Source organism: Phenylobacterium aquaticum (assembly GCF_947378715.1).
GTDB lineage: Bacteria > Pseudomonadota > Alphaproteobacteria > Caulobacterales > Caulobacteraceae > Phenylobacterium > Phenylobacterium aquaticum_A.
In genome coordinates, this window is record NZ_CANCLE010000144.1 from 1 (window position 1) to 10,342 (window position 10,342).

Below are 10,342 nucleotides of genomic sequence, written 5' to 3' on the forward strand. Positions count from 1 at the left end.
AGGCCGGAGGACGAGCTGTTGGCGATCGAGAGCGCCTGGACGCCCAGCTGCTGCTTGGTCTGCAGCGAGGTGAGGCGGGCGCTTTCCTTGGCCAGGTCGGCGTCGACCAGGTTGCCGACACCGGCGTCGATGGAGTCTTGCAGCTTGCCCACGAAGGTCAGGTGCGAGGTCAGCGACTTGGAGCCGGTGCCGAGTTGCGACAGCGACGTGGAGACGTTGCCGATCGAGGTGGCGACCGTGGCGATCATGTTCTGCGCCATGGTCTGGGTGCCGATCGAGTCGGTCGCGGCGACCGTCACGTTCGCCCCGCCGAGGGACAGGTCTTGGGCGCTGACGGTCAGCTTGGAGGTGCCGTCGGCGTCAGCCAGGGCGGCGATGGTGTTGCCGCCGGACTTGATCATGTTCACACCGTTGAAGGTCGCATTGGTCACCGCCTTGCCGACTTGGTCGCGCAGGGCCTTGAAGTCTTCGTTCAGCGCAGTGCGCGAGGAAGCGTCGAGGCTGGAGTCGGAAGCGGCGAGGGCCTTTTCCTTCATCTGCAGCAGCAGGTCCGACACGGCTTCACCACCGGCGACGGCGACGTCGACAGTCGATTGGCTGCGCTGGAGGGAATCCTTGACGGCGTTCAGGGAGCCAGAGGTGGAGCGTTGGTTCTGGGCGATGGCCCAGATGGCGCCGTTGTCCTTGGCCGAGGCCACCTTCTTGCCGGTGTTGATGCGGTTCTGGACCGTCATCAGGTCGGACTGGGTGGAGTTGAGGTTCTGCAGGGCGACCATGGCCCCGACATTGGTGTTGACGCTATTCGGCATCGATCTGTCCTTTTCTCAGGTCATTGGCCGCCATTTTGGCAGCCAGAGGCGTTTTGCCTCGCGGAGAGCAATGCAAATCGCGGGCCAGCCGCCCGACCGGACACCCAATCGGCAACCCTTTGAATTGTGGTTATTTTTCTGGAAACACCGGTGACCCGTCGGCAGAATTTGCCGGGCGTCAAAAATGACTCGGCAACTTCTGCCTGGCGGTTCGGCAATCGATTCCTAGTCCGCCAACGCCGCGAAACCACATGCCGGCGCGCCTGCGGAGGCGAGCCGCAGGGCGAATAGGTCAGGTTTTACAATGAGGGGGCGGGGGCGTCTGGCGCGTGGGCCGCGGAAAGAGCCTGGTCCGGAGGGGGGCGCGGCAGGGCGCCCCGTGGCGGTCTGGACGACGCGCCTTGGTCCAAAAGAGCTCGCCGGGCGGCCCCCAAAGGGTCGGCCGCCCGGCGCTGCGACGACTACCGGAACAGGGACATGATCGATTGAGGCGACTGGTTCGCAATGGTCAGAGCCTGGACGCCCAGCTGCTGCTTGGTCTGCAGCGCGGTGAGCTTGGCGCTTTCCTTTGCGAGGTCCGCATCAACGAGGTTCCCCACACCCGCATCGATCGCGTCCTGAAGCTTGTTCACGAAGGTCAGATGGGACGACACCGACTTGGAGCCGGTTCCCAGTTTCGAAAGCGCAGTGGACACATTGGCGATCGACGATGTGATGCTGGCGAGTGAACTACCCGCCAGAGTCGTCGTGCCGATCGAGTCGGTCGTGGCCAGGGTCACGTTTGAACCGCCCAGGGAAAGATCCTGAGCCTGCACCGTGAGCTTGGACGTACCATCAGCGTCCGCAAGGGCGGCGATGGTCGTGGCCGTGGGACCGTCCAACATGTTCACACCGTTGAACGTGGCGTTTTGAACCGCCTTGGTCACCTGATCACGCAGCGACTTGAAGTCTTCGTTCAAGGCCGAGCGAGAGGCGGTGTCCAGGCTGGTGTCGGTCGCCGCGAGCGCCTTCTCCTTCATTTGAAGCAACAGGTCAGAAACGGTTTCACCGGCCGCCAGGGCTACGTCGATCGTGGACTGGCTGCGTTGCAGCGAGTCACGAACAGCGTTCAGTGATCCAGACGCCGCGCGCTGATTTTGGGCGATGGCCCAAATGGCGCCGTTGTCCTTTGCACTGGACACCTTCTTGCCGGTATTGATCCGCGTCTGCGCCATCGCGAGGTCCGAGTTGGTCGCATTGAGGTTTTGGAGCGCAATCATCGCGCCCACGTTCGTATTCACCGAGTTATACGGCATTGGGTGTCCTTCCATTCTGGTCGGGAGATTGTCCGGCTTTTGCCGGCGAGCAGTTCTCTGCCCACAGACACCATCGCAAGCAGCGGGCCAGATTCAGCGCCGCTGTTCACTTTTTATCTAATTGATATTGCTTGGTTATTTTCGGGTTCGGAATCCAGCCCGGTAACCATATCCGCGACAGTTTGCCGGGCGGCATTAACTGCCGCGCTTATCGTCCGGACGCAGAGGGATTCGCCTGGTCAGGCAAGGGGCGACCGCGACGCGGGGGCGGCGCGGGAGTGAGAAGAGCGCTGGGGGTTCGAAAGGGCGTCCGAGGCGCGCGCCGACGGCGTTGATGCGGCTGGGGCCGAAAGCCCCCTCGCCGATCGTCAGGCCGGTTCGACGGGGCTGCCGCTCAGGCCCTGCATGATCATCCGATTGATGTCGATCAGGTCCTGGATGTCTTCCTGGCCGCGGATGACCAGGCTGGTGTGCTTGCCGACCCAGATGGCCAGCGAGATGATCTGGGCGCGCAGGTCGGTCTGCAGCAGGTTGCCTTCGTCACCGCAGTCGGTGGCGAGCGCCGACCAGAGCCGGCGGTTCCAGTCAAGCGCCTCCATCCGCCCGCGAAGGTCGGTGGGCTCGAGCTTGGCGGCCTCCATCAGGGCCCGAGTCACCTGTCCGAACAGGCGATACTCGGCTTCCCTGGGAGTCTCCGCCCTAGCCGCGGTCTGCTGGTACGCCCGGAGCGACATTCCCCAACCTCTGGTCTTCGTAGTCGATAAGCTTCCGGCAGAGCATCAGGGCCTTGTAGTACTCACGCCCCATGCAGTGTTTGGAGACGGCCACGCATTCAGCCAGCACCTCCGGGTTCCGGATCACCCCCATGAACTCGCTCAAACGCTGAACGAACTCGTCGTAGTAGCGAGTCGCTCCCGCCTCATCGAGGTACATCATCATCACCGGGAAGTAGATCCGGCGGGCCGGAGAATTCGCATCCTCCGACTGCATGATGTCCTTCTCGCGAAGAACGGAAGCTTTGTTCTGGAGAATCAGGACTCCGCGACGATCGCCATTCTGGACGACTGCCCCGTTCAACACGAACTTCTCGCCCGGCTTCAGCGATAACTTAAGCGGCAAGGCTCGTTTCCCCCGGATGAGGCGCCGAAACGGCGCGAGTTGCTGAACTGGTCCGCGCGACGCAGCGCCGAAGCACTTCGTCGACCGTCCACCCATAACGGTGAGTAGGTTAATGACGCCTTGCGGTGGCGCCGCGCGCTCAAGCTGTGACCGGACGCCGCGCTTAGGTAAGGATTAACCATGATCGCGCCTAGGTCGGTGCGTCATCCGCCGCCCTCAGAGGTCTTCCCATGTCGCGCCCGTCCGCGCCCAGTGCGACGTCCGCCCTTGCTCTAGAGTCTGGCGCGGCCGCCACCCCTGCCCGGCTGGCCGCGGGGGCCATGGGCGACTCGGCTTCAAGCGCGGCCCTGGCCCGCCTGAACGCAGCGGTTTCCGAACTCAAGAGCTTGGCGATCCAGCCCCTGCTGCAGAGCGCGGTCAATGCGCTGAACGCCGGCGACCACCGGACCGGCGCCAATTGGGCGCTCAAGGCCCTGGAGAAGGACGAGAGAAGCGGCTTCGGCTGGTACATGCTGGCGCTGGCCCAGGAGCTGGGCGGCGACTTCGCCAGCTCCATCACCTGCTACGAGGCCGCGCTGCGGCTGATGCCCGATCACGCTGACCTGGCCAACAATCTCGGTCGCCTGGCCTTCCGCCTCGGCCAGACCGAGGTCGCCGAACAGCTGTTCCGCGCCTTCCTGGCCCGCTACCCCGACCATCCGGAGGGGGCCAACAACCTGGCCTGCGCCCTGCGGACCCAGATGCGATTCGACGAGGCCATCGAGGTCCTGAAGGCCTCGATCATGCAGGACCCCGGCCATTCGGTGGTCTGGAACACCCTCGGCACGGTCATGGCCGAACAGGGCGACACCCAGAACGCGGCGATCTTCTTCGACGAGGCCCTGCGCCTCGATCCGGATTTCGCCAAGGCCCGCTATAATCGCGGCAATATGAGCCTGGCCATGGGCGAGATCGAACGGGCCCTCGACGATTGCGACACCGCGCTCGGCAAGAAGATCACCGACGATGAGCGCCAGATGATGCTGCTGGCCCGCTCGACCATCAAGATCAACCTCGGCCGCATCGGCGAGGGCTGGGACGACTATGAGGCCCGGCTGCACCCGCAGTTCTCCGACGTGACCCAGTTCATGATCGACCGGCCCAGCTGGACCCCCGGCGTTGACCTGGCGGGCAAGTCGCTGCTGCTGATCGGCGAACAGGGGTTGGGAGACGAGATCCTGTTCGCCAACGTGATTCCCGACATCGTCGAGGCGCTTGGCCCGGATGGCCGCCTGACCCTGGCGGTCGAGCGGCGGTTGATTCCCCTGTTCCAGCGGTCCTTCCCTGCGGCCGAGGTCGGCGGCCACCAGACCTTCAAGGTCGATGGTCGCACCGTGCGCCTGTTGCCCTTTCTGGAGGGCCGCACCGAGGCGATCGACCTATGGGCGCCGCTGGCCTCGCCGCTGCGCCAGTTCCGGCGGTCCGTGGAGGCGTTCCCGGACAGGGTCGGCTATCTCACCGCCGATCCGGAGCGGACCACCTATTGGCGCGACCAACTCAGCCACGCGCCAGGCGGCAAGAAGGTCGGGCTGCTCTGGAAGAGCGCCATCACCAATGGCGGCCGCCACCGGTTCTTCTCGCCCTTCGAGCAGTGGGCGCCGATCCTGGCCGCGCCCGATGTCTGTCTGGTCAATCTGCAGTATGGCGACTGCGCCGCCGAGCTGGAGCAGGCCCGCCGCGACTTTGGCGTCGAGATCTGGACGCCGCCCGGAATCGATCTGAAGCAGGACCTGGACGATGTCGCCGCGCTTTGCGCCGCCCTGGACCTGGTGATCGGCTTCGCCAACGCCACGCTCAACATCGCTGCGGCCTGCGGCGCCCCCACCTGGCTGATCTCCACCCCCGGCGCCTGGCCGCGACTGGGGACGGAACGCTATCCCTGGTACCCGCAAGTGCGCACCTTCATGCCGCCCGCCTTCGCGGACTGGAGCCCGGTCATGGCGGAGGTCGGTGCGGCGTTGGGCGGCTTCACACAGGGCGGCTGAATAGGCGCGACGATCGGGCGAAGCGGTCCCGTGCGCGCCTGTGGCGTTCAAGTCGCTTGAATGTCGCGCCGTGGCCTTTAGTCTGCGCTCAGTTTGAAACATTTGTTCGAGCGGCAGCGAGCCCCCTCGCCCGCCCTGGGGAGCCCATATGAGCCAGCGATTTGAAGGCACCGACAATTACATCGCCACCGACGATCTGAAGGTCGCGGTCAACGCCGCCATCGCGCTTGAGCGCCCGCTGCTGATCAAGGGCGAGCCCGGCACCGGCAAGACGGTCCTGGCCGAGGAGATCGCCAAGGCGCTGGGCGCCGAGCTGATCACCTGGCACATCAAGTCGACCACCAAGGCCCACCAGGGCCTCTATGAATACGACGCCGTGACCCGCCTGCGCGACAGCCAGCTGGGCGATGAGCGCGTCAAGGACGTCCGCAACTACATCAAGAAGGGCAAGCTCTGGGAGGCGTTCACCGCCACCGGCAAGCGCCCCGTCCTGCTGATCGACGAGATCGACAAGGCCGACATCGAGTTCCCGAACGACCTGCTGCAAGAGCTCGATCGGATGGAATTCTACGTCTACGAGACCAATGAGACCATCAAGGCCAAGATTCGGCCGGTGGTGATCATCACCTCGAACAACGAGAAGGAACTGCCGGACGCCTTCCTGCGCCGCTGCTTCTTCCACTACATCCGCTTCCCGGAAGCCGAGACGATGAACGAGATCGTCGAGGTCCACTATCCCGGGATCAAGCAGAAGCTGGTCGCCGAGGCCCTGCGCATCTTCTACGACATGCGCAAGGTTCCGGGCCTGAAGAAGAAGCCGTCGACGTCGGAGTTGCTCGACTGGCTGAAGTTGCTGATGGTCGAGGACATCGATGCTGCGGCCCTGGCCGAGCGTGATCCCACCAAGCTGATCCCGCCGCTGCACGGCGCCCTGCTGAAGAACGAGCAGGACGTCCACCTGTTCGAACGCCTGGCCTTCCTGGCCCGACGTGAAGGCGCCGGTTCGCGTCCCGGTCAGTAGAGCCGGGGCTCTGGCCCGAACCATTTGAAGCCGATCTCCTTGTCCCGCCGAGCACATCGCTCGGCGGGACAAGTTGTTTGAGGCTCGGACCTGCGGCCTTACGCCGAATTCACTCGACCTTTGGCCGGGCTTTGATCACCGTCGCCAGCAACGGATGGGAGACCTAAGTCCATGAAGTTCCTGCTGCCGATCGCGGCTTCGACCCTGGCGTTGACCGCCGGAGCCTGCGCGGCGCCAACCAATATCGCTGTCGCGACCGGACGCCTCGACTGTCCGATGAACGCGGGCGAGCTGACCCGGATCAGCGCCGCGACCGACGGCAAGACCTGCCTCTATCACGAGGCCGACGGCGCCGAGGTCACGCTGAAGCTGGTCCCGGTCACCGGGGGCGTCGACGCCACCCTGACCGCCATCGAGGACCAGCTGAAGAGCGAGGCCGGGGCGCCAGCCGAGGCCGCGGAGGCGCCCGAGCCGCCGGTTCCGCCTGCAACGCCGGGCACGCCGGTCGAGGCCAAGGCCCAGGCGAACGCCGCCCAGAGCGCCGCCGAGGCCGCCAAGGTCTCCGCCGATGCGGCTCAGGACGCCGCCATCGACGCCAAGGTCGAGGCCAAGGGCGCGGAGATCAAGGCCAAGCTCGACGCCCACGGCGTGCGGATTTCCGATGACAACGAAACGACCCATGTGAACCTGCCCGGCATCCACATCTCCGCCGACGGCGACAAGGCCGATGTGCGGGTGGGTCCGATCCACGTGAACGCCAATGGCGAGACGGCGATCATCAAGATGACCAAGGACGTGCGGATGCGCGGCGAGGCCTTGTCGATGCAGAAGCGCGGTCTGCGCGCCACCTTCATCTATGCCGGCGACGCCCTGACGGGCGGCTACAAATTCGTGGGCTATGAGGCCTCGGGGCCCAAGACCGGCCCGCTGGTCGTGGCGATCGTCAAGGCCAAGGCCAACGCCGCCAAGGACCACAGCGACATCTATGACGACGTCAAGAAGCTGGTGCGGCGCAACGGCGGAGCCTGAGACGGCCCCGCCACGCCCGTCCTATTTGGCGGCCTGGACCTCGACCACCTTGTAGGTCAGGGGCCGGCCGTCCTCGTCCGCCACGGTGACATATTCGCCGACTGCGAAACGGTGCTGGCCCAGCTTGTGGACCGGCTCGTCGTCGGCGGTGTCGCCCGCCTGATAGTCGAAGAACCAGTTCTGGCCGCGCCGCGCCAGGCGCCCATCGACCGCGTCCTCGTCCGGCTGGAACCGCCGGACCAGGCAGTCGGCCTTGGCCTTGGAATAGGCGGCCTCATCGATATGGCCGTCGGCCGTCAGCGGGGCCGTCAACGTATAGCCGCGGTGGTCGTCGCCGCCGGCGAACTCCGTGCCGGGGTTGCGGGCAAGCCGCATCACGATGCGCGACAAAGACATGGCGCGAGACCTCTCAGAACTCAGTGGGACAGGAACAGCGACGGCTGGTCGGAGGCCAGCAGCGACCGGGTGGTGCCGCCGAAGATGAACTCCTGCAGCCGGGGATGGCCGAAGGCGCCGGCGACCAGAATCTCGGCCTCGGCCTTCTTGGCGGCGTAGAGCAGGACCGGGGCGGCGTCGCCGGAGTCCGGCAGCACGTCCACGTCCGAGGCGATGCCCCGGGCGGCGTAATAGGCTTGAAGCTTGGAGGGATCGAAGCTGCGCGAGGTGGCCTTGGGCGCCGCCAGGATCACGACGCGGGAAGCCTTCTCCAGCAGCGGCATGGCCAGGCGCGCGGCGCGGCTGGCTTCCTTGCCACCGTCCCAGGCCACGGCGACGGCGCCGCCGATCTTGAATCCTTCGCGGGCGATCAACACCGGGCGCTGCTCATCGGCGACCATCTGCTGGAAGGCCTCGGCCAGCGGGCCCCGGCCACGCGGCGGGTCGGAGGTGAAGACCACCACATCCGACAACCGGCTCTCGGCGGAGAGTCCGGCCCAGACGGGGGTCTGCAGGGAAATGAACTGCTTCTTGGCGTAGTCGCAGCCGGCCATGGCGGCCTTGGCGTTCTTCTCGCCGGCGGCGGCGGCTTCCTTCAGGCTTTCCAGGGCCGTGCTCTGCACCCCGCCCAGGAATCCCTCACCCATCCAGGGCATGACGTCGGCGACATCGGCGGGCGTATAGACCCCGGCCAATTCGGCGCCAAAGGGCTCGGCCAGCAGCGCCGCAGCCTTCACGGCCGCCGGATCGCCCTGTCCGCCCGAAAGCGGCGCCATGATTCTCGCCCAGCTCATCTCGACTCCCTCGATGTTCTTGATCGTTCGCGCGGAACGTGTCCGCCTACATTGATCTTTCTCAAGTCCTGGTCCAGGTCTGAACCTCGACTGGAAAGGAACGCTTCGGTGAGGAAAGGGCTGCGTAAGGCAGGCAAGGAGCCCCGGGCCTGGCAGAGGATGCTTTCCGGCCGCCGGCTCGACCTGCTCGACCCCTCGCCGATGGACATCGAGATCGAGGATATCGCCCACGGCCTGGCCCGCGTCGCCCGCTGGAACGGCCAGACGATCGGCGAACACGGCTTCTCGGTGGCCCAGCATTCGGTGGTGGTCGAGGAGATCTGCGCCCACATCGAGCCTGGCCTCGATCCCCGCTGGCGCCTCGCCGCCCTGCTGCATGACGCCTCGGAATATGTGATCGGCGACATGATCAGCCCGTTCAAGGCGGCGCTCGGCTATGACTACAAGCTGTTCGAGGAACGGCTGGAGACCGCCATCCACATCCGCTTCGGCCTGCCGGCCAAGACCCCGGTCGCCATCAAGAAGCTCATCAAGCGCGCCGACCACGCCTGCGCCTATTTCGAGGCCACCCAGCTGGCCGGCTTCAACATCGCCGAGAGCCTGGAGTTCTTCGGCGCCCCGCCGCAGGGCTATGAGCTGATCATCGAGCCGCTCGCCCCCTCCCAGGCGCAAATCCGTTACGTCCAGCGTTACAATGTGCTGTCGGAAGCTGCGGGATTCGCCCTTGGCAGCGACGCCGCGTTCGATACGGAGTGAGCGTGACCCTCATCGTCAGCGGCCTGGCCGAAGTCCCCGCGATCGTCGCCAAGCGCCGCCCCTCCCACATGATCACCCTGCTGGATCCGGCCAGCATGATCGGTACGCCCGAGGGTCTGGAACCCGATCGTCACCTGAAGCTCGCGGTCAATGACATCGCCGAGCCGATGGACGGCTTGGTGCTGCCGCAGGAAACCCTGGTCCACAATCTGATCCGCTTCGCCGCCGACTGGGACGAGACCCGGCCGATGCTGATCCACTGCTGGGCCGGGATCAGCCGCTCGACCGCCAGCGCCTTTGTCATCGCCTGCGAGCGCAGCCCCGACGCCGCCGAGCTCGATATCGCCATGGCGCTGCGCGCCGCCGCCGTTCACGCCAGCCCCAACCGCCGCATCGTGGCCCTGGCCGACGACGTCATGGGCCGGCGCGGCCGCATGGTCGACGCCGTCGCCGCCATGGGCGACTACGACTACAATCTGGCCCGCCCCTTCGAGTTCAGCGCCCGGCATGGTCACGCCGGATGAGCCGCCAGATCGTCATCGGCCTCTCCGCCGTGGTCGCCGCCATCCGCGACGGCCAGGCCGTGGTCCTGACGGTCCGTCCCCAGGGCCAGCCCGCCGGCCTGCCCTTCGGCCCCTTCGACCCCGAGGCCGACCGCACCTTTGAGCTCGCCCTGCGCGCCTTCGTGACCGCCCAGACCCGGTTCGAACTGGGCTATGTCGAACAGCTCTACACCTTTGGCGACAAGGGCCGCGACGCCCCGCTGGCCAATCTGGGGCCCAGCCCGGCCGGTCGCGCCAGTCGCATCATCTCGGTGGGCTATCTGGGCCTCACGCCCCAGGCCGTGGACACCGATGCGCCGGACACCGCCTGGGCCGACTGGCTGAGGTTCTTTCCCTGGGAGGACTGGCGCGATGGCCGGCCCGCCGCCCTGACCGCCATCGAGCCCGCCCTGCGCCAATGGGCCGGGGCGCATCCAACCCGCCTGCCCCGCCTGCGCCTGCTGTTCGCCCAGGACGGTGCGCCGTGGAACGAGGAACGGGTGCTGGAGCGCTATGAG

General features: G+C 66.1%; 11 protein-coding genes and 1 pseudogene. 6 read left to right on the forward strand and 6 right to left on the reverse strand.

Features of this window, described 5'->3' with window-relative positions:
• The 4 genes from Q7P21_RS16145 to flbT all read right to left on the reverse strand — a co-directional run.
• Positions 1–809 (reverse strand): flagellin (locus tag Q7P21_RS16145; RefSeq protein ID WP_304177919.1); only part of this gene is annotated, 809 nt, incomplete at its 3' end.
• 461 nt (positions 810–1,270) lie between these two features.
• Positions 1,271–2,104, reverse strand: coding sequence for a flagellin (locus Q7P21_RS16150; RefSeq protein WP_304170245.1), 834 nt, complete (start codon positions 2,102–2,104; stop codon positions 1,271–1,273).
• A 368-nt stretch (positions 2,105–2,472) separates the two neighbouring features.
• Positions 2,473–2,838, reverse strand: coding sequence for a flagellar biosynthesis regulator FlaF (flaF, locus tag Q7P21_RS16155; RefSeq protein ID WP_304170246.1), 366 nt, complete (start codon positions 2,836–2,838; stop codon positions 2,473–2,475).
• Positions 2,804–3,223 carry a flagellar biosynthesis repressor FlbT gene (gene flbT / locus Q7P21_RS16160; protein ID WP_242566168.1) on the reverse strand — a complete coding sequence of 140 codons (420 nt, stop codon included), beginning with the start codon at positions 3,221–3,223 and terminating at the stop codon, positions 2,804–2,806. The genes flaF and flbT overlap by 35 nt, the downstream gene beginning before the upstream one ends.
• 320 nt (positions 3,224–3,543) lie before the next feature.
• Between flbT and Q7P21_RS16165 the strand changes: the two genes are divergently transcribed.
• The 3 genes from Q7P21_RS16165 (at position 3,544) to Q7P21_RS16175 (ending at position 7,297) form a co-directional block, all read left to right on the forward strand.
• On the forward strand, positions 3,544–5,247 hold the full coding sequence (locus Q7P21_RS16165) for a tetratricopeptide repeat protein (protein WP_304170247.1): 1,704 nt from the start codon (positions 3,544–3,546) through the stop codon (positions 5,245–5,247).
• Positions 5,248–5,395: 148 nt separating this feature from the next.
• Entirely contained in the window at positions 5,396–6,268 is an 873-nt protein-coding gene (locus Q7P21_RS16170) for a MoxR family ATPase (RefSeq protein ID WP_304170248.1), read from the forward strand.
• Positions 6,269–6,439: 171 nt separating this feature from the next.
• A complete protein-coding gene (locus Q7P21_RS16175) occupies positions 6,440–7,297 on the forward strand; it encodes a hypothetical protein (RefSeq protein ID WP_304177921.1) in 858 nt (285 codons plus the stop codon).
• Between the two features lie 21 nt (positions 7,298–7,318).
• Here the strand turns inward: Q7P21_RS16175 and Q7P21_RS16180 are convergent, their stop codons facing one another.
• Both Q7P21_RS16180 and Q7P21_RS16185 read right to left on the reverse strand, forming a co-directional pair.
• On the reverse strand, positions 7,319–7,693 hold the full coding sequence (locus tag Q7P21_RS16180) for a hypothetical protein (protein ID WP_304170250.1): 375 nt from the start codon (positions 7,691–7,693) through the stop codon (positions 7,319–7,321).
• 20 nt (positions 7,694–7,713) lie between these two features.
• On the reverse strand, positions 7,714–8,526 hold the full coding sequence (locus Q7P21_RS16185) for a universal stress protein (protein ID WP_304170251.1): 813 nt from the start codon (positions 8,524–8,526) through the stop codon (positions 7,714–7,716).
• Between the two features lie 108 nt (positions 8,527–8,634).
• Here Q7P21_RS16185 and Q7P21_RS16190 point away from each other — a divergent pair, with 108 nt between their 5' ends.
• The 3 genes and pseudogenes from Q7P21_RS16190 to Q7P21_RS16200 all read left to right on the forward strand — a co-directional run.
• Positions 8,635–9,282, forward strand: a complete 648-nt coding sequence (locus Q7P21_RS16190) for an HD family hydrolase (protein WP_304170252.1) — start codon at positions 8,635–8,637, stop codon at positions 9,280–9,282.
• A gap of 2 nt (positions 9,283–9,284) precedes the next feature.
• Positions 9,285–9,806 carry a tyrosine phosphatase family protein gene (locus tag Q7P21_RS16195; protein WP_304170253.1) on the forward strand — a complete coding sequence of 174 codons (522 nt, stop codon included), beginning with the start codon at positions 9,285–9,287 and terminating at the stop codon, positions 9,804–9,806.
• Positions 9,803–10,342: pseudogene (locus Q7P21_RS16200) on the forward strand (NAD regulator); the annotation flags it as partial. The gene Q7P21_RS16195 and the pseudogene Q7P21_RS16200, both read left to right, overlap by 4 nt.